The sequence below is a fragment of the Thermogemmatispora argillosa genome (assembly GCF_059696725.1).
The window spans coordinates 3,713,578-3,733,122 of sequence record NZ_AP019377.1 but is presented as its reverse complement, the minus strand read 5'-3'; the positions used below and the strand labels follow the sequence as shown (position 1 = coordinate 3,733,122).

The following is a 19,545-nucleotide window of genomic DNA, read 5'->3' as shown; positions in this document are numbered from 1 at the left end:
GCGAAGCTTCGTCTCTCCAGCCTCCTGCTCGACCAGCTCATGACAGGAACAGGCAAACACACTGAGAGGAACAGTTTGCACAATCGCTGCTGGCCTGGCTCGCTCTGAAGCAGGCTCCATCGCCAGGCCCAGCGCCGTCCGCTAAAGCACAGGAGCCTCTAGCTGCTCTCGCCCGACAGGACCCCGGAGCCAGCGCCGATCTGCATTCCTACTTTCTCCTTGTGGTCTGGCGGGTAGAGGATGGGCGTGCCTGTCACCAGCTTGCGGATGTAGAGATAGGCGAAGCCGATGACCAACCAGGCGATGGCAAAGGCAGCGGCGATGATCGTGTTGAGCTGCGAGGCCCCGCCCGCTGTGATCGCGTAGTAGAGCACGCCGATCAGCATCAGGATGTTCATGATCGCGCCCAGGCCCGGGGCAATGATCGTTGAGAAGAGGCTTCGCCCCGGCACACCGCGAAAGGCAATCAGACAGATCAGGCAGGTCATCCCATAGAGCAGGAAGGTGCCGATGTTCGAGATCAGGGTCACCTGCGTCAGGTTATTGACGTTCAGTACGCCGTATGACCCGACAAGCGCAGAAATGATCGTCAGGACAATGACGCCGACGTGGGGTGTGCGGAAGCGCCCATGAAGGAAGCCGAAGACCACCGGCAGCTCGGTGTCTTTGCCCATCGCATAGGTGACACGCACTCCCGTGTTCAGACAGGAGAGCGAGGTACCAACCAGGGCCACCACTACGCTAGCGGCTAGCATCATGGCGTAGGCCAGACCGTTACCCCCCAGCAGGCTATCGCCAATGATGCGCGCCAGGTCACCAATGGGAGCTACCGAGCCATTGGCCGCCGCAAAGCCACTGCCACTGGCATTTTTGTATGCATCGTTGATCACGAAGTTGGCGGCAAAGTACTCCAGGAAGTAGAAGATCACAGCCTGGATCACTAGCGAGAGAATGACCCCACGTGGAATATCGCGCGCCGGATTCTTGGCTTCGGCAGCCAGGGCCGTGGCCGACTCGAAACCGACCACCAATAGGATGGCAATTGTCGACTGGAAGATCAATCCGCCCAGGTCGTGCGGCGTTACTACGCTGAGCGGATTGGGATGCATGTAATGCAGCTCAGGATGCTGGATACGGTAGACGATGGCAAGGATCGAGAAGCTGACCAGCGCGATGATCTGGATGGCATTAATGATGATGTTGGCCAGCGTGGCGCCAGTGACGCCGACGTAGGCAATGGCTCCTACGATCACGGCGAAGATAATGCAGACCAGCACCTCTTGCCAGGGCGCGCCGAAGCTGGGAATAAAGGTCTGGATGATATAGGTGATCACCAGGCCCATGAAGGCTACCATCACGCCCGGGTAGATCCAGTAGTAGAGATGTGAGGCCCAGCCAACGATGAATTTGCTCAGGCGGGCAAATTTGAAATGCCGGTGCTCCTCTTGCTGCAAAACCGCCGCCTCAGCAAAATAGTAGGAGCTGCCAGGACCCGCTTCGGGGTAGCGCTTGGCCAGGGTCGCGTAGGCAATGGCAGTAAGCATGGCGATGGCTGTGGCAATGAAAACCGAAAACCACATGTTCATCGCCGATGACGGTACCGCCTGGATCTGGTAGGTGGTCCATAGAAAGGCGCCCGGCGCAATCAGGGCCATCGCGTTGATGGTGACCCCCGTCAGCCCCAGGGTGGGCTGCATGCGCACCTCTCCACCGGTTTCTGTCGCCATGAGGAACCTCCTTTTCTAGCAGCGCAATCCCAGGAAGGAAGGTGTGATGATTAGGGCTGGCCTCGTTACCTCTGCTGCCCGCCGTCGTGGCGCTCCACCGCGGAAAGAGCTACCGGGCAATCACCGCACGCTCGTTTCTTGCTCTTCCCCACGCTAGTAGTGTAGCGCCGCTCCCTCCCCGAAAAGTAGAGGCAATCCATCAAAAAGTCAGGCATGGGATTCATGCATTGTGCACAATCACGCCGACGGTTTCGGCGGCTATACTTGACGATGTGGGGGCTTTTTGCCTTCCGTAACCCGGCCCTGTCCGGCCTCTCTCTTGTAGGTGCGGGGCGGGCAATTGTGCAAAAGGCACAGATCTCGGCGCTGCTCTGCTTTCTTGCTCTGTTGCTGTTGTCGAAGAAGGGAGTCAGATCGTTCTATGCGGCAATTGACGCTTTCAATCTTGCCCGGCCAATATGCTGTCTGCCGTCTTGATCCCAATGGCCCTATCCCTCACTGGGCCTTGATCGGGGAGGACTTTATTTCGTTGACACGTACCCCTTATGAGCTGTCTGTCGTGTGCTGTGAGGAGAATGTCCCTCTGGAGGGCTATGTGGCTGAGCGTGGCTGGAAGTGCCTGCGCGTCGATGGCCCTTTCGATTTTTCTGTGGCCGGCGTTCACGCTTCTTTGGCTCTGCCTCTCGCTGAGGCCAATATTAGTGTCCTGGCCATCGCTACTTATGAGACCGATCATATTCTGGTCAAGGTTGAGGATCTGGAGCACGCCAGGGAGGTCCTGGAAAAGGCTGGTCATCGCTTCCGTACTTAGCGAGCAAGTGCCTGCGTTTGCTCTTTCTTTTTCTCTCTCCCTCCTCCTCCTCTCCCCATCGACTCGCTTAACCCGAGGCCGCCCTCCTCTAGGCGGCCTATGCCTGTTTCGCTCCAGGCCGGGTGATCCAGGTAAAGTGGACTATACATCTTGACATCTAATCCTTGGGAGACTACTATCTCATCGGAAAGGTTTTGTTCGGTTTCGCCGGCTCGTTCTACGCGGGCAGAAGGTGACGCTCAAGCTGGCCTATGCCTGGTCACCATGTTTCGCCTGCCGCAGGCCAGAGTGAGGCCGCGCGTCTTGGCCGTCAAGGTGAGGTTGCCAGGCAGCGTGGCCTCTCTGGCCTGGTCCTTGGCCGGGCCGGTCACCAGGTCTTTGCTTTCTCTTGTGTCGGGCTAATCAGGTCCGCGCTCAGTTCGGATACTATGTCGGTGATCAGACGGCGCTGCAAACCTTATGTCACCTCTACGATGAGGTGCTCAATCAGGAGGTAAGCGATGCCTCTCCTTCGCTCCGCTCTTCCCCCTGAGCCTGTGTCGGCTGGCCATGCGCAAGGCTGCGCTGCACGCTTTTCCGATCCTCTTTTCTGCGCATGGCTGCGACCTTCCTCCCTCTTGGCTGGTTGTTTTCGCTATTACCGATGCATGATGCAGCAAAGGAGCAACGATGCAACAGAGATTCGCGCGTCCTATCGCTTTCGTCGTTCTCTCGGTCCTGTTAGCCGCTGGCCTTCTTGCTGGCTGGCAACTCCGCCAAAGTCAGCCGGCGCAGGCCGCCGGCTTCCCGGCGCATTACTTTGCCCCCTACGTTGATACGGGACTGTACCCGACTTTCCAGCTCACGCAAACGGCCCAGCAGATTGGCGTGAAGTTCTATACGCTGGCCTTTATTATCAATGGTGGCGGGAGCTGCCAGGCTGAGTGGAACGGAACGACGCCGGTTAATCAGGGCTTCTTGCAGAGCGATATCAGCAACCTGCGCGCTTTGGGCGGCGATGTCATTGTCTCGTTTGGCGGGGCTAATGGTATCGAGCTGGCCCAGGCCTGTAGCAGCGTGAGCAGTCTGCAGGCCCAGTATCAGGCCGTGGTGACGAATTACCAGTTGAAGCGCATCGATTTCGATATCGAGGGGGCGGCCATTGCAGACTCAGCCTCGGTCGATCGGCGCAATAAGGCGATTGCAGCCTTACAAGCGGCCAATCCGGGCCTGTTCGTTTCGTACACGCTGCCGGTGATGCCCTCGGGCCTGACCCAGGATGGCCTGAACCTGCTGCAGAATGCTATCTCCAACGGGGTAAATGTAGGGATGGTCAATATTATGGCGATGGATTACGGCAGTTCGGCCCCGCCCAATCAGATGGGACAGAACGCGATAAGTGCCGCTCAGAGCACGTTTAATCAGTTGAAGAGCCTCTACCCCGGCAAGTCGAGCGCTCAGCTGTGGGCAATGATCGGGGTGACGCCGATGATTGGGCTGAACGATGTGTCGCCCGAGGTCTTTACGCTACAGGATGCTCAGCAGCTGCTGACGTTTGCGCAGCAGAATGGGCTGGGCGAGCTGTCGATGTGGTCGGCGGGCCGTGATCAGCCCTGTCCCAACAACGGGGCTTATGTGTCGCCCACCTGCAGCGGCATCCAACAGCAGCCATTTGACTTTTCGAGGCTCTTTAACCAGTTCACCAGTGGGGGTACGAGCAGTCCTACGCCTACCCCGACATCTCAGCCAACTACGCCTACGCCTACCCCTGGCCAGACGCCTACTCCTACGCTGACGCCTTCGCCAACGCCGACCGGGGGAAATTTGGCGGCCAATCCTGGCTTTGAAAGCGGTTCGCTTTCGCCTTGGAGCTGCGACGCCGGCGACCGCGTAGTGACTTCGCCGGTCCATAGCGGTTCCTATGCTTTGCAATTGGCACCGAGCAATTCAACGACTGGCCAGTGTACGCAGACGATCAGTGTGCAACCCAATCATACGTATACGCTGAGCGCGTATGTGGATGGTCCCTACGCGTACCTTGGGATCAGCGGCGGCGCCAGCAATTGGACCAGCAGCACGAGCTATACGCAGCTAGCGGTATCGTTTACCACCGGTCCCTCGACAACCAGTGTGACGATTTATGTTCATGGCTGGTATGCTCAGGGGGCGGTCTATGTTGATGATGTGTCGCTGCGCTAGGGCGAGCGCAGCGGAGCTGGCAGTCATCGCTCAGGGAGGCCAGCGAGTCGCTGCCGGCCTCTGTTGAGGAAGGCCTGACCCTTGCTGAAACCTGTAGCCAGCATCTTAGGCTCTGAGCTGCACCCAGGTGCCTGCGTGTGCTTTGAGAGCAGGGCTGGCTACAGGTCTTTTCGTCCCAGGCTACTCCTGTCGGGTCCATATGCCGGACCCAATGGCAAGCAAGATAGCAAGCAGATCTGCTCTCTCTTTCAGAAGCACGACTATTGGTGCGCTGATGTGCTACAATTGCTAGTGACGGCGCAATGATGAGCCTCTCACAAGGACCGTTGACCCACCACTGACGCGAGTTGCTGCAACGTTGATTGTGCGATTGTCTTCCTGTCCAGGGGTCTTCCGTGGATGATGAGGCATGGGGCCGCCATCTGTGTTATCCCGTCCCGGGCCATCTGGGGTCATAGGGCTACGGCTACGGCAGCGTTGTGATGTCAGCTGTGATGTCAGCAGGCCAGAGAGCAGGAAGCTAAGCGGGATCGGCTGCCGGAGTCGCAGAGAGCCGATCAGGCCGGGAAGGGTCTGGCCCCTCCTCTTACAGAGCAGGGCTATGCATCTGAGCGCATTGAAAAGGATGCTTCTCTATGTCTGAGCAAGAACGCCGTCAGGAGAAAGATGCTCCCTTGCGTCGCGATATCCGTATGCTTGGCGATGCGCTGGGGCGCGCTATTCAGCAATACGGGGGCAGCGAGGTGTTTGAGACTGTGGAACACCTCCGCCGTAGCTGCAAGCGCCTTCGCGATTACGCTGAGCAGCTTACCCATGCCGAGGGGGCAGAGGCAGAGCAGTTAAGGCGAGAGATCGAGGCACTGGATGCCGAGATTATGCGGGTCGTGGAAGGCTGCGATTTGCGGATGGCGATCGATGTGATCCGCGCCTTCACGATCTACTTCCACCTGGTCAATACGGCGGAGCAATATCACCGTATTCGGCGCCGCCGTGAACATGAGCATGGCCCGGAGCCGACGCCGCAGCGCGGCTCGCTCGCGGCCCTGATGCGGTTCTTCGATCAGCATGGGGTCGACAGCGAGACTCTGCGCTCGCTCTTGCAACGCCTTTCCATTGAGCTGGTCTTTACAGCCCATCCGACCGAGGCAACGCGTCGCGCGTTGATCATCAAATCGCGTCAGGTGGCCGATTTGCTCGATGCCTATGATCGCGAATATGGTCATCTGCCTGGTCAGCCTCAGCGTCCCTGGCTGCGTCAACGCGAGCTGGAAAGCACTATTGCTTTGCTTTGGCGCACTGATGCTGTTCGGCATGTGCGCCCGCAGCCAGTGGATGAGGTGAAGATGGGCATCTATTATCTCGACGAGATCATCTACGACGCGCTGCCTGAGCTTTACGAGGAATTTGAGCGGCTGCTTGAACAGCATTATCCTGATCTTGATCTACGCGTACCTCCTTTCTTGCGTATTGGCTCCTGGATTGGCGGTGATCAGGATGGGAATCCCAATGTTGGCCCGGAGACACTGCTGCAGGCTCTCCGTTTGCAGCGGGCCAGCTTGCTGACACATTATCGCCGCTCAATTGAGGCGCTGGCTCGGGAGTATTCACAGTCGATTAATTACAGCACGGTGACTGAGGAGCTGCGCCGCTCGATCGAGGAGGATGCCGCTCGTCTGCCAGAATATGATCGCGAACTGGGCGAGCAGACACGCCTGGAGCCGTATCGGCGCAAGCTGTCGTTTATGTGGAAACGCCTGGGAGCAACGTTAGCGGCTGTGGCCCCGGCCCAGGCTGAGGAAGTGGGTGAAGCAGCGTCGTCCTTTCAGCGCTCGGTGGCCTATCGCGATGCCGAGGAGCTGTTAGCTGATTTGCGCCTTGTCTATACGAGCTTGCTGGCTGATGGCGAGCGCGAGGTAGCCAATGGGGCGCTGGCGCGCCTGATTCGCCAGGTGGAGCTGTTCGGGTTCCATTTTGCTGCCCTTGACGTGCGCCAGCACAGTGAGCGCCATGCACAGGCGCTCTCGGAGCTGCTACGCGTCACTGGTCTGGCGGCCACTCTGGCCGCGGAAGGCGCCGGCTCGCCTGCCAAAGACTATCTGGAGATGAATGAAGAGGAGCGGGTCCAGTTGTTAGCGCGTCTGCTCCGTGATCCGCGTGTCTTGCCACGCCGCGGTCTCCAGTTGAGTCGCGAGACGGCAACAGTTCTGGGAACCTTCGAGGCTATTCGCCAAGCGCGCGAGGAGTTCGGTCCGCGTGCGGTGACCTGCTATATTATTAGCATGGCCCGCACGCTGAGCGATTTGCTGGAGGTGCAGTTTTTCTGCAAGGAGGCCGGGATTAGCGCTTTGCCGATTGTGCCGCTCTTTGAGACCATCGCCGACCTGCGCGGCTGCTCCCAGATTATGGAGGCGGCTTTCCGCTTCCCGCTCTATCGCCAGTGGGTGGCCAGTCATGGTAATGAGCAGCAGATTATGCTTGGCTACTCGGATAGCAGCAAGGACGGCGGTATGCTCACCTCCGGCTGGGAGCTTTATCAGGCTCAGCAGCGTCTGGCAGCTCTTGGGGAGCGCTATGGCATCGGGATTACGATCTTTCATGGTCGCGGCGGAGCCATCGGGCGCGGCGGCGGCCCGATTTATGAGGCGATTCTTGGCCAGCCACCGGGGACGGTCAACGGGCGCATTCGCATCACCGAACAGGGGGAGATGCTCTCGTTTAAGTATGGGCTGCATGAGATCGCTCTGCGTAATATGGAGCTGGTGGTTACGGGAGTCATTGAGTCAAGCCTCCCCCAGGCTCAGCCCTGCGAGGAGCCGCCGCGCTGGGGCCAGATCATGGATCGTCTGTCGCAGAGCGCTTATCAGCGCTACCGCCGCCTGATCTACGAGGATCGCGAGTTTCTGACTTTCTTTGAGCAGGCCACCCCCATTCTCGAACTTGGCTGGCTCAATATCGGCTCGCGTCCGGTGCGCCGTACCGGCGGACGCAATATTGAGGAGTTGCGCGCTATCCCCTGGGTCTTCTCCTGGATGCAGAGCCGCTATGTGCTGCCAAGCTGGTATGGAATCGGCGGGGCCATCGAGGAGTTTGTGCAGGCCGAGCCAGAGGGCTTGCGCGAGCTTCAGGAGATGTATCGCTCCTGGCCCTTTATGCGCGCTTTCCTCGATAACCTGCAGATGACGCTCTCAAAGGCCGATATGCACATTGCTCGCCACTATGCGACGCTGGTGGCCGACGAGCAGCTACGTCAGCGGATCTCTGCGGAGATCGAGGCGGAGTACGAGCGGACGCGTAGTTGGCTGCTACGCATTGTGGGAGGCAAGGCGCTGCTCGATAACTCGCCGGTGTTGCAGCGTTCGATCCGTCTGCGCAATCCTTATGTGGACCCGCTGAGCTACTTCCAGGTGGTTTTGCTCCGCCGGCTGCGCTCCCTCGGCGGGCCACTGGACTTGAGTAAGGCGGAACAGCAGGAGGCCGGCGAGCAGGAGCGTGAGCGCGCGCGTCTGACCTACGCCGTGTTGCTGACGATCAATGGGATCGCCGCCGGTCTGCGCAATACCGGTTAAGCCGCGAGAAAGCAAGCGAGCGCAGCCTGTAAGGGAGGAGAGGATGGGACCCGTGACGCGTGGTCCCATCCTTCTGTTTTGTGGATGCGTCTGTAGGTTAGACATGGGGTAGCACTGTCTCGGCGAAGTCGCGCAGGCCATCAATGTCGTCGAGATAGAACCACTGGAGCATTAGCTCTTGGACACCGGCCTCGCCGTAGCGCCTGATCTGGGCAATGGCCATGTCGGGTGTGCCGACAATGGTGCGATTCTGGGCCAGCACGCGATCCAGGATTTCTTGTGAGGAGAGGGGCGCGTAGCTGGGATCATAGTGACGCCACCAGTCAAGGCGCTGATAGAGATCTTCGCGCGTACGTCCGAAGAAGAGCGAGGTCATCATGGTGCGCTGAACGCTGGCAGGCGGGCGCCCTGCCTCTTGCAGCAACTGATCAAGGAAGGCCGAAAGGTCGCGAAACTGTTCGGGGGTGAGAAAGCCAGCGTTCCAGATGTCGGCATAGCGCGCCGCCAGAGGCAGGGTGCGTTTGCGTCCACCACCCCCGATCATGATTGGCGGCCCGCCGGGGCGCTGTGGACGGGGCAGGAGTTGCGCCTCGCGTAGCTGGTAGAATTGGCCTTGAAAGGTCACTGGCTGCTCGGAGCGCAGCAGGAGATTGATCACCTCCAGCGCCTCGGCAAATCGCGCCATGCGTGTGCGCATGTCGCCCAGGTTTAGCCCGAACATGGCGTGTTCTCGCTCTTGCCAGCCAGCTCCAACCCCGAAGATGAAGCGGCCCCCACTCAGATCGTCGAGGGCGATCGCCTGGCGCGTTAGCATCACGGGATGGTGAAAGGAGATCGGCGAGACAAGTGGACCAAAATGGACGCGCTGGGTGTGGTCGGCGGCGTAGGCCAGGGAGACAATTGTTTCCAGAGCCTCGCGGTCGGGCGGCACTGGATCGGTGAAGTGATCGGAGCGGAAGAGGCCTGCGTAGCCCAGCCCTTCAATGGCCTCAACCAGGCGTTTCCAGCGGGACCAGGTGAGGCCTGTCTGCCCTTCGATCTGAATGGAAATAGCGACCATCGCGCAATACTTCTCCCTCTCTTGACTGAGCTGTCTCTCTCGGCAGGGTCGCCTACACCATAGACACGAAGACCCCGCCATCTCTGCTACCAGTATGACACACCGCTCTCCAGGACACAAGCGCCGGCAGCGTCCTGCCGCTCAGGCCGTGGCCCCTGGGTCTCGCTCGAAAGAGCGCCTGGCGCGGCCCCCCCGGCAACGAGCAGGCCGCAGTGGCACTGTTCAGTGACTCCAGCAGGGCAAAGAGGGTTCAGCAGTCCCATGCCTGCCAGACGCCAACTTGCTCAAGCCCGACCATCTCTGTATAATACTCTCAGCAGAGTGTCTCGCCTATGGGAATAACAGCTAGCATCAAGAGCGAAAAGGAGGGCAGGGGAAGCCCCAGCCCAAGGCAGCGGAGGAAGACGACAGCGAAGTATCTTCCACCTCGAAAGCTGCCAGGAGCTCGCGGCCTGGCATGAGCTAGCTCCTCTGCGCTGTTTTCTGCGCAATCGCTCCTTGCTGGCGCTCAGAGCTGATCTGGCGAGAGTTCGCCTCACTTGCCGCAATCTACAATATACTAATGCAGAAAAAAGATAGGCCTGCAGGGCAGATCACCGCTTGCAGGTATCGCTCTTTTTCATCAGCAGGAAAACACCGCGGCCCCACCCCTGGCCAATGAGAGGCCTCAGATAGTCGGGCAAGAAGCCGAGAGAGGCCCTCAGTCCACCAGGACAGGTGCTTAGGCCGCACAAGCGACAAGCGAATACGGGCTTGCTGAGAGCTGTCCCGCGTTGAGCGAACAGAGTACAGAGGAAACGGCCTACAGCGATCCGATGGCTGGTGAGAGTTCGGAAGGATACGCCCTCTGGAACGCCTTCGTGAGCGGCTGGCCGAAGAAAGTTCGTGATATGCCGTTGTGGCTTGCCCGCGTGGTCTGAGACAGGCTGCAGGGGCCTTCCAGAAAGGCCAGCGTTGTAAGTAAGTAAGAAAACACAGGGCGCATATCACGGGCAAGTAGGATCAGGTGGGTGGTTCCCACGCAGCGCAATCACCACAAAGAGTGGTCACCGTGCATGCTCCTCCCAGTGGTGTGAGGAGCGTTCCTGAGAAGAGAGCTGGTCTCTTGTCTTCTCAGGTGCGCGGCAGCGACTGGTGACAATAAGGGTGGCACCACGGGCGTAGGTGCAAGCGAGTCCTCAGCCTGAGCTAGCCGGTCTCGCCTTCGTCCTACTCTCGTCCCTTCAGGTTCCCAGGACAGGAAGGGGCGAGGGTTTTTTGATGCCTGTTCGCTCCTTCTCAGTACGTCATTCCCTATCGTAGCGCGCAAGGCAGAGGGTGGCCTCTTCTTCCCCGACCTGCGCTCGATCAAAAGCGCCAGCTTCAACCAGAAGGAGTGCGCCGCTGTGGCCCATATGCGCGGTCCGCCTTATGAGCTGATTGCGCGCCGCAACCAGAATCTGGGACTCAGTCCCGTGGGAGGAGTCTGATCAATGCCTAAACTCTGGCAGAAAACCTACCGCGTGAATGAACAGGTCGAGCGCTTCGAGGCGGCGCAGAATAGCGCTCTCGATATGCGCCTGGTGCGCCATGATGTCTGGGGATCACTGGCGCATGCAGCCATGCTTACCAGGATCGGTGTTCTGAGTGAGGATGAGCACAGGGCCTTGAAAGAGGCTCTGTGTGACATCCTTCGCCTGGCCGAAAGCGGCCAGTTTACGATCACCCCCAGCGATGAAGATGTCCATACGCGCGTCGAAAATTATCTGATTGAGGTAGCTGGAGCTGCGGGCAAAAAGATCCATATGGCCCGCTCGCGCAATGATCAGGTGCTGGTTGACCTGCGCCTCTACGCCAAGGAGCAGCTACACGGCATCGCCAGTTCGTTGCTGACGCTGGTGGAAACGTTGCAGCGTTTCGCCGCGGCTCACGCCGATGTGCCGATGCCGGGTTATACCCATATGCAGCGGGCTATGCTTTCGTCGGTGGGCCTGTGGGCTGGCGCTTTCGCTGAGGCCTTGCTTGACGATGAGCTGCTCTTAAGTACGGCTTACTGTCTGAATGACCAGTCGCCGCTTGGTTCCGCTGCTGGCTACGGCGTTCCGATCGCCATCGATCGCCAGTATACTGCCGAGCTGCTCGGCTTCGCGCGCGTGCAGAACAATGTGATCTATGTTCAGAACAGCCGAGGCAAGGTGGAGGCAGCCATTGTTCAGGCGCTTGCTCAGATCATGCTTGATTTGAGCAAACTCGCTCAGGATATTCTGCTCTTCACAACAGCAGAATACGGCTTCTTCCACGTGCCACAGGAGCTTTGTACGGGCAGCAGCATTATGCCCCAGAAGCGCAATCTAGGCGTGATGGAGCTGGTACGCGCCCGTACGCAGACGGTGCTGGCTTTGCAACAGCAGATTCTGGGCATTGTCACGGGTCTCCCCTCGGGCTACAATATGGACTATCAGGAGACCAAGCGCCCCTTTATGGAAGCGCTGGATGTGGTGCGCGAGTGCCTGGAGATCTGTACGCTGGTGGTGGGGTCGCTGGAGGTGAATGTTGACCGCCTGGTCGCCGCCTGTACGTTTGAACTCTTCGCCGCCGATCGCGCCTACGAGCTAACCCGCACCGCTCATCTGCCGTTCCGCGATGCCTACCGTATTGTTGGGGCCGAGGTAACGGCGCGACTTGACCGCCATGAGCCGCTGCCAACGGAGAACCGTGAGCAGTTGGTCGAGCGCCTCAAGACGCGCAATCACCTGGGCGGCGCAGGCAACCTCGGTCTGGAGCAGGTGGCTCAGCGGCTGGCCGCCGCGCGGGCAGCCTGGCAGGAGCGGGCAGCGGCTTTTGAGAAGGCTATCCAGCGCCTGATCGGGTCAGAACAGACCGACCAGGCTCGCCCCGCGTCGGCGCAGGGCAGGATTCAGTCTGAGCATGGGGAGGCTTAAGCTGATGGCTACTGCGGTTCTCGCTTATTCTGGCGGCCTCGATACCTCTGTGGCGATCCGCTGGATTAAGGAAAAATATGATCTGGATGTGATCGCGCTGACCATCGATGTCGGCAATGATCGCGATTTGCAAAGCATTGCGCGCCGCGCGGAACAGATCGGTGCTGTGAAAGCGATCGTGGTGGACGCGCGCGCCGATTTCGTTCGCTATTTTGTCTGGCCGGCTCTGCAGGCAGGGGCAATCTATGAGGGTCAGTATCCTTTGGCCACCGCCCTGGCTCGCCCTTTGATCGCCCGCCTGCTCGTGGAGGTGGCCCGCGCTGAGGGGGCGGTGGCTGTGGCTCACGGCTGCACCGGCAAGGGTAATGATCAGGTGCGCTTTGATGTCTCGATCGCGACGCTGGCTCCTGATCTGAAGATTATTGCGCCGGTGCGCGAATGGGGCATGACGCGCGACAGCGAGATCGCCTACGCTGCCGAGCACAATATTCCTATTCCGGTGACGAATGCTAGCCCCTATTCGATTGATCAGAATCTCTGGGGACGCAGTATTGAGTGTGGCGTGCTCGAAGATCCCTGGCAGGAGCCTCCGGAGGACGTCTACGCCTGGACGGTCAGTCCCTGGCTGTTCGGGCGCCCTGGTGGGCCACCTATCCCTGAGCCTACCTATATCGAGTTGACCTTTGAACAGGGTATCCCGGTGGCGCTCAACGGCGAGGAGACCGACGGGGTGACGTTGATCGAGACGCTCAATCGCCTGGCCGGTAAGTATGGCATTGGGCGTATCGATCACGTGGAGAATCGTTTAGTGGGCATTAAGTCACGCGAGATCTATGAGGCCCCCGCGGCGGTGGTGCTGCACGCCGCTCATAAGGCTCTGGAGAGCTTGACGCTCAGCCGAGATCAATTGCGCTTTAAGGAGCTGGTGTCGGCGGAATATGCGCGTCTGATCTATAACGGGCAGTGGTATAGTGCCTTGCATCAGGATCTGGCGGCCTATGTGCAGAGCACACAGCGTTTTGTGAGCGGGAAGGTACGCGTGAAGTTGGCACCGGGCCAGTTTGCTGTAGTTGGACGCCAGTCTGAGCATTCGCTCTATAGCCACAGTCTGGCGACTTATGATACGGGCGATCAGTTCGATCATCAGGCCGCAGTGGGCTTCATTAAGCTCTGGGGGCTGCCGCTGCAAACTCAGGCACAGGCTCAGCTCTTGCCCTCCCTGGGCATCGAGGGAAATCTGCTCAAGGGCGTTGAAGGCAATCTCTTGGAGAAAGGGCCTGCTCATCCGCCATCAGAAGCCCAGAGGTGAGCCTCTAGACAGTCCAGACGCGGCCAGAGTAGCGGGCAGCCGGCGCGCTTCAGTCCATCAAGCACGCAGGCAAGCCGTTTAAGCCCTGCTTTCTCTGGTCGCGTTGCTTTGCGGCTGTCGATATCGTCTGCCTGGCTGGCTCGCTAGCTGGCGGGCGGGAGAGCCCAGATAGCCAGTCGGGCCGAGTCAGAGCCTCCCGAGGGCGGCCCGAACCCCGGGAACGACTTCGGCGGCGAAGCGCTGGATTTGGCGCAGGCGATCCTCCAGTGGCCAGTAGATAAAGGTATCCAGACCTACTTCGTGCGCCAGTCGCGTCAGCTCGTTAATCCAGTCCTGAGCGCTGCCGCGGAAGGTGCCACGCTCCCAGCCAGGGCCGCCAGGGGTGATCTGGCCGATGATGTTGTAGATGCGCCGGATAGCCTGCGCTGGACGCCCCGCCTGCTGAGCGGCTTCATCGATCTGACGCTGCATGGCAGGTAGCTGCTCCGGCGCGGCATAGGTGCTGCTGGGAATCCAGCCATCGGCAAGGCGCCCGGTGAGGCGCAGCATACGTGGACGATAAGCGCCAAGCCAGATGCCAATCGGGTGAGTGGGACGCGGGCCGGGATGTGTTCCCTGGGCGCTGTAGTAGCGTCCTTCAAAGCGGATGCTACGCTCACCGCTCCAGAAGCGGCGGATCAATTGCACCGCTTCCTCCAGGGCGGCGACCGCTTCGCCGGCGCTGCGCCGCGGTCCCCCCATTGCCACAATACCATCGGCGAAAGCACCAGCCCCTAGCCCTAGTTCAATGCGACCGTTACTGAGAACGTCCAGCGTAGCCACGGCTTTCGCGAGCATTAGCGGGGGCCGTAACGGCAGATTGGCAACGTTGGGGAAGAAGCGCACACGCTGCGTGGCCTGCGCCAGTGTGGCGATGAGGGTCCAGGTGTCCAGGAAGCCCGCATTGTATGGGTGATCTTGAATGCCAATGAGATCTAGACCCGCCTCTTCAACAGCGCGTGTCAGTTCCAATGGCCAGCGTGGATCGTCCGCCGTCGGATCGACATTCGCACCGAAGAGGAGAGGCAGCCGTGGATTCGTCGGCATCGCCATTGGCCTTGCTCCTTTTGCGCTCATTTGTCTGCTTGTCTGCTCGCTAACCCGCAGTGTTCTTACTTGCTTGCTTGTGCCTGGCCTGACGACAGGGCCAGGACAAGGCCAGGAGAGCAGGCCCCCTGGTTACTCACTACTCACAGGTAGGCGAGCGTTGGCTGATTCTGCCCTGCAAAGCAGCAAGCAAGCAGTGTCGGTGCTTACGGTTCACGCGGCGCTGGTGCCCGGACGGAAGCGCGGTAGCACCTGGTGCGCCAGCAGTTCAACGGTTTGCAGATCCTCTAGCTCCCAGCTTCCCAGCATAAAGGAAGTGATGCCCAGATCGATATAGGCCTGAAGCTGCTCGGCAATTTGGTCCGGGGTTCCGAGCAGCCCCCTGCCCTGCAGCCTGGCCGCTTCCTCGGCGGAAGGGACACAGATGCAGCGCCCAAACCAGCTACGTTCAACCTGAGCGGGATCACGCCCGAGTTGGCGACAAGCGCTCTCGAAGATGGTGAGCCGCTCACGATAGGCATCGGGCTTAATCCAGGCGGCATTCCAGCCATCAGCATAGCGAGCTACGCTATGAAGCAGGCGCGTACCGAGGCCACCAACAATGATGGGTGGCTTCGGTTCCGGCTTAGGCTCGCAATAGGCCTCGTGAACATGATAATGACGCCCCTCAAAAGTCACTTGCTCTTCGCTCCAAAGTGCTCTGACAATCTGAAGCGTCTCTTCAAGCTGCTCAATGCGAGCACGTGGCTCAGGAAAGGGGTAGTTGTAGGCGCGATACTCTTCTTCATGCCAGCCCGCGCCAATGCCCAGCAACAAGCGCCCTCCGCTAAGGTACTGTAAGGTAGCCGCCATCTTGGCCAGAAGCGCTGGATTGCGAAAGGACTGGCAGAGGACCATGTGGCCAATGCGATAGTGCGGGTAGAGGGCAGCAATATAGGTGAGAGCTGTCCAGCCCTCCAGTACAGGCGAGCTGCCAAACTGCAGATGATCGGTGAACCAGAGAGAATCAATCTGTTCGCCTACCAGTGCAATCTGTTGGCGCGAGATTGCCAGAAAACGGCTCGCCTCCATACCGCGCGTCGGTCCGGCGTTGAGAACCCAGCCAAAGCGGATCTCTCTTTTCATGGCTCGCCTTCGCTCACGTCCTTCTCTCTCTTTGTCTCCATTGTACCCCCGCGGCGAGCAGGGCGACAAGGCACAGGCGCTAGTCAGGGGCTCTCACCGGACGTGCTCAGGGGAGCCGCAGGCACCTGGCGGCTCTGGCGCTCCTCTCTTAGGGAGCAGGCAATCTAAAGAAAGAAAAGCAAGGTAGCTGCCACAGCCTGTCAGGCCGCTTGAGACCGAAAGTCCTCCTTGAGTAACAGGGCTGCATAAGGTATAGTATACGGAACATCATCATCGCACTCCATAAGGGTGAACATCCACATGCTGGTGTTTGAAGCAATCCGCCGACGGCGCAGCATCAGCAAGATGAGCGAGCGCCGTCCGACGCGGGACCAGATTGAGCGCATGCTGGAGGCGGCGACGCACGCCCCTAATCATCATAGAGTAGAACCCTGGAAATTCATCGTTTTTAGTGGCGCGGCGCGTCAGGAGCTAGGGGAGGTCATGGCGCAGGCGCTGGCCCTGCGCCTGGGCCAGGAACGTGACGAGAAGACTCAGGCCCTGATCGAAAAGGAGCGTCAGAAACCGCTGCGCGCTCCTGTGGTCATCGTGGTAGCAGCCGAGGCCCCCCAGCGTCCCGAAGTGCGAGCCATTGAAAATGTCGAGGCAGTGGCCGCCGCCGTTCAAAATATGCTCTTGACCGCCGAGGGGCTGGGACTGGCAACTATGTGGCGTACCGGCGAAGCGGCCTATGATCCTCATGTCAAAGCCTGGCTCGGCCTGGCACCCGAGGATGAGATCGTCGCTTTTCTGTACGTCGGCTACCCGGCCCTCTCGCCCCCAGAGCGTATACCAACCGATTATCGGCATAAGACGCGCTGGCTGGGAGAACTGGACTAGAATAGGACAGTGAGCCAGGTCTCCCGTCTCGCTGCCCATGTCCACAGGGCCAACACAGCCCGATCGGTCCAGAGAAGCCAGGCTGAGCAGCCAACAGCGGCGCCCATTCTGCTCGATCTACCCGCCGCTCACCGCGCTCGCTCGCTAGTCAACCTCTGTCCCGACGGAGGACGCTATCCGATCTGCGCACCCATCAGCGCCGGCTTGGGGAGCGAGAATGACAGGTTCGCCCGGGCTGGGCTCCAGATCCAGGCCGGCGCTCGGCTTGCTTTGTCTACTCCTGGCGACTCGTTTCCCCTTAAACTACTTCACACATGTCGATGTGTAGCTCTTCAATGACCAGGTCACCTGTAGATAGATGCAAAAGGAGCGTATAGCGTCCAGGGGAAACCGAGGAAAAGAGCAGCTTGCCATCTCTGTCAATCCTGGTGGTCAGCAGCGGTCGACCGTTGCTAGCAGCCAGGCGTTTTCTTTCGCCTTTCTCTAACGAGAGCAGCTCGGCCTGCGCGCCCTCGAAAGCCAAGCTATCAAGCCCGGAATCGACACGGCTGAGCAGGCCGTAGAGCGCGCAACGCCCCGGAGCCACGTATGAGATAGAGAGCACAAGCTCACACTCCTCACTGCGGTAGAGGCGCGGCCAGCGGGCTGATCCAGGCTCCTTATGCCAAATCAGGTGCGCCTGCCACCCGCTGCGTGTGGGCGCTCGTCGAAGGCAAAGGGATGTCGACGCAGCGGGTAGCAAAGGATCAGCCAGGAAGCGCCTGGAGAACGCGGCTTCTTCGGCGCAAAGCGGACATGCTCTTACATGGGCCTCAATTTGCTGTTGCTCTTGCTGGTCAAGAAGACCGGCGCAATAGAGACTGAGGCGCAGACCATCAGGGCACTGACTTCTATAGAGCTTGGTCAGCAAGGAGAGATAAAGCTGTTTCAACTGCCTGAGTCGCTGCTGACAGACCATGCATGCGTGCAAGTGGCGCACAATTTCGGGCGCTAGCTCTCCCTCGCCAAAGGCCAGCAAGATCAGCTCCTCAGTTCCAGGGGCAAATCGATCCTGGCAATCCATCGTCTCGCTATTTCCTTCACCTGGCAGCATGGCATGCAATAACGCCTGAACGGAGGCAGGCCTTTCCTCCTTTGAGGATTCTCCTTTCGCTAAATCAACGTTTCAGGTGCTGCTTTTTACGCATGGCGTTCTTCAGCCACCTTCTGCTGTCTTCTCGCTACCCTGATAAGGGACAAAGAGACCGTGTGTGACCAGGCTACCAGGGGAAGAAACAGCTAACGAACGCTCAGCTTCCAAAGCAACTGATCAATATTGCGAGCCAGACGCTCGATAATGTTGCGTCTTAGGCGATAGACTTCTTGGACACTGTGGAATTCGCCCGAGCAATAGCGGACGACCTCGCGTGGCTTGAGACCACAATAGAAGAGCAGATAGGCCAGGTAGCGTTCTCGCTGTTGAGGCAGTAGACTCTTGAGCGCCTCCCAAAGCTCGCCATCTTCGTCCCGATCTTCACTAGCCGATGCCCCCTCGTAGCCTGGCTCTGAGAGATAGGCCTCCCGCGGTCGGGCATACATGCGCAGGGTATCCATGATGGCCCCGTTCAGGCTGGCCCGCAGGTAGCTCAGGGCAGCCGCCAGGGAAGTAAACTGGAGATCCTGTTTGCAGGCGGTCGCCTGCCAGAACCGCTCAAAAGCCTGGGCAATATAGTTCTCTTCGCTATCCAGACGCATGGCAATCTCGCGTTTCGGATGTCGGCGCATCCAGGCACGGACTAGCTCGGAGAACTGGCTTTGAAGCAGCGCCCAGGCCTGCTGGTCGCCTCCCATAATGGCACGTTGGAAGATCTCCAGCCCAGAGCGTTCCGCCTCGTTCCGTCGCTCGGCTTCTCTCTCGCTCATCGCTTCGGCTCCCCCAGCCTCACCCTCATCCGGCTGGGCTAGCTCCAGGACATTTAAGAGTTGCTCTGTCTGCACGCCCATCGCTTTCAACCTGCTTTCTTCCTTCAATGCCTTCGCTTACACGGAGATGCTCTTTTCCTCCTGCTCGCTCGCAGGGCTATAACACATCCATAGTCAGTTAGACGTTGCCGACTCGCCAATCTCCAATTTTTTATCCGTACATAGTGGGATTATAGATGTATAATGACAGGCTCTCCCTCGCCTACCGCAGAGAGCAGGCGAAGGGAAGAGCATCGGAAGGCTGGGCAAGCAACTGGGCCTCCCCCGGCCCAGTTCGTCAACCTCGCTCCGTGCAGAGGCCCCACCCTAACAGGATTCAGTTACCTGAAGGGCCTGAACTCTGCTGTAGAAGCGACTTGAGGCTCTTGTGGCTCCTTCAAAAAACAGCTATACTATCGTATAGAGAGTGTACGGTCCCTGCTCAGGACAGGCTATGTCGCAGCTAACCAGCTCAGTGTGAACTACTGCACAAATCAACGGTGGGGTGAGAGCAGACAGATGCGAATAGCGCCAGGGAGGATGGAACCACAGGCGCGCTGCCTTCTTGCCTGCTTGTCTGGCTTCCCGCCCTCCGATCCAAGCTCAGGGTACTCTAGCGCTGACTCATCTGAACCGCTAGCATCCGTCGCTTGATTAGTCTGCTCGTGGACGTCAGTTGAGTATCTCCAGCTTCGCTTGCCCCCTGATAGGGCGCGCAGAAGCGCTCCCAACCAGAAGACTGGTCGCCGGGAGGAAAAAGGACCACATACATGAGGCGCATGAGGCACAAACACGGCACAGAGGGAAGAGAGCAGAGAGGGGCCTTGCAGCCAGCGGTAGTAGTAGCAGCTAGCTAGTTAGCTAGCCAGTCGGGGCAGTAGGCAGGCGAAGCACTCAGCCCGCCAGGAGGTGGCAGTGAGCATCAGGTAGAGCGCTCTCAGT

14 protein-coding genes are annotated in these 19,545 nt (G+C 59.3%); 7 read left to right on the top strand and 7 right to left on the bottom strand.

The genetic code is table 11. The features are described 5' to 3' along the window. Positions 1–158: 158 nt before the first annotated feature. Positions 159–1,727 carry an APC family permease gene (locus tag AC6H1L_RS14540; protein WP_497598208.1) on the bottom strand — a complete coding sequence of 523 codons (1,569 nt, stop codon included), beginning with the start codon at positions 1,725–1,727 and terminating at the stop codon, positions 159–161. Between the two features lie 421 nt (positions 1,728–2,148). On the opposite strand from AC6H1L_RS14540, the gene AC6H1L_RS14535 reads away from it, so the two are divergent. Beyond that, positions 2,149–2,538, top strand: coding sequence for an ACT domain-containing protein (locus AC6H1L_RS14535; RefSeq protein WP_497598207.1), 390 nt, complete (start codon positions 2,149–2,151; stop codon positions 2,536–2,538). Here AC6H1L_RS14535 and AC6H1L_RS14530 read toward each other — a convergent pair. Then, positions 2,535–2,687: a hypothetical protein gene (locus tag AC6H1L_RS14530; protein WP_497598206.1), complete on the bottom strand. Its 153-nt coding sequence runs from the start codon at positions 2,685–2,687 to the stop codon at positions 2,535–2,537. The two genes, AC6H1L_RS14535 and AC6H1L_RS14530, sit on opposite strands and share 4 nt — an antisense overlap. 520 nt (positions 2,688–3,207) lie before the next feature. Between AC6H1L_RS14530 and AC6H1L_RS14525 the strand changes: the two genes are divergently transcribed. Next, a complete protein-coding gene (locus AC6H1L_RS14525) occupies positions 3,208–4,716 on the top strand; it encodes a carbohydrate binding domain-containing protein (RefSeq protein WP_497598205.1) in 1,509 nt (502 codons plus the stop codon). 635 nt (positions 4,717–5,351) lie between these two features. Beyond that, entirely contained in the window at positions 5,352–8,282 is a 2,931-nt protein-coding gene (ppc, locus tag AC6H1L_RS14520) for a phosphoenolpyruvate carboxylase (RefSeq protein ID WP_497598204.1), read from the top strand. A gap of 97 nt (positions 8,283–8,379) precedes the next feature. On the opposite strand, the gene AC6H1L_RS14515 is transcribed toward ppc, so the two are convergent. After that, positions 8,380–9,342 (bottom strand): TIGR03560 family F420-dependent LLM class oxidoreductase, encoded by a 963-nt coding sequence (locus AC6H1L_RS14515; RefSeq protein ID WP_497598203.1) that lies wholly within the window; start codon positions 9,340–9,342, stop codon positions 8,380–8,382. 773 nt (positions 9,343–10,115) lie between these two features. On the opposite strand from AC6H1L_RS14515, the gene AC6H1L_RS14510 reads away from it, so the two are divergent. From AC6H1L_RS14510 to AC6H1L_RS14500, 3 genes are all read left to right on the top strand, one after another. Next, positions 10,116–10,262, top strand: coding sequence for a hypothetical protein (locus tag AC6H1L_RS14510; protein ID WP_497598202.1), 147 nt, complete (start codon positions 10,116–10,118; stop codon positions 10,260–10,262). 552 nt (positions 10,263–10,814) lie between these two features. Then, entirely contained in the window at positions 10,815–12,263 is a 1,449-nt protein-coding gene (gene argH / locus AC6H1L_RS14505) for an argininosuccinate lyase (RefSeq protein ID WP_497598201.1), read from the top strand. Between the two features lie 4 nt (positions 12,264–12,267). Next, positions 12,268–13,572, top strand: coding sequence for an argininosuccinate synthase (locus tag AC6H1L_RS14500; protein WP_497598200.1), 1,305 nt, complete (start codon positions 12,268–12,270; stop codon positions 13,570–13,572). 186 nt (positions 13,573–13,758) lie between these two features. Here the strand turns inward: AC6H1L_RS14500 and AC6H1L_RS14495 are convergent, their stop codons facing one another. Continuing rightward, positions 13,759–14,664, bottom strand: coding sequence for an LLM class flavin-dependent oxidoreductase (locus tag AC6H1L_RS14495; RefSeq protein WP_497598199.1), 906 nt, complete (start codon positions 14,662–14,664; stop codon positions 13,759–13,761). A gap of 207 nt (positions 14,665–14,871) precedes the next feature. Beyond that, entirely contained in the window at positions 14,872–15,783 is a 912-nt protein-coding gene (locus AC6H1L_RS14490; protein ID WP_497598198.1) for an LLM class flavin-dependent oxidoreductase, read from the bottom strand. A gap of 300 nt (positions 15,784–16,083) precedes the next feature. Here AC6H1L_RS14490 and AC6H1L_RS14485 point away from each other — a divergent pair, with 300 nt between their 5' ends. Then, on the top strand, positions 16,084–16,662 hold the full coding sequence (locus AC6H1L_RS14485) for a nitroreductase family protein (protein WP_497598197.1): 579 nt from the start codon (positions 16,084–16,086) through the stop codon (positions 16,660–16,662). Between the two features lie 298 nt (positions 16,663–16,960). Here the strand turns inward: AC6H1L_RS14485 and AC6H1L_RS14480 are convergent, their stop codons facing one another. Together AC6H1L_RS14480 and AC6H1L_RS14475 are read right to left on the bottom strand one after the other, a co-directional pair. Then, complete coding sequence (locus AC6H1L_RS14480) at positions 16,961–17,725, bottom strand: zf-HC2 domain-containing protein (RefSeq protein ID WP_497598196.1); 765 nt, start codon at positions 17,723–17,725, stop codon at positions 16,961–16,963. Positions 17,726–17,940: 215 nt separating this feature from the next. Further along, complete coding sequence (locus AC6H1L_RS14475) at positions 17,941–18,645, bottom strand: RNA polymerase sigma factor (RefSeq protein ID WP_497598195.1); 705 nt, start codon at positions 18,643–18,645, stop codon at positions 17,941–17,943. Positions 18,646–19,545 lie beyond the last annotated feature (900 nt).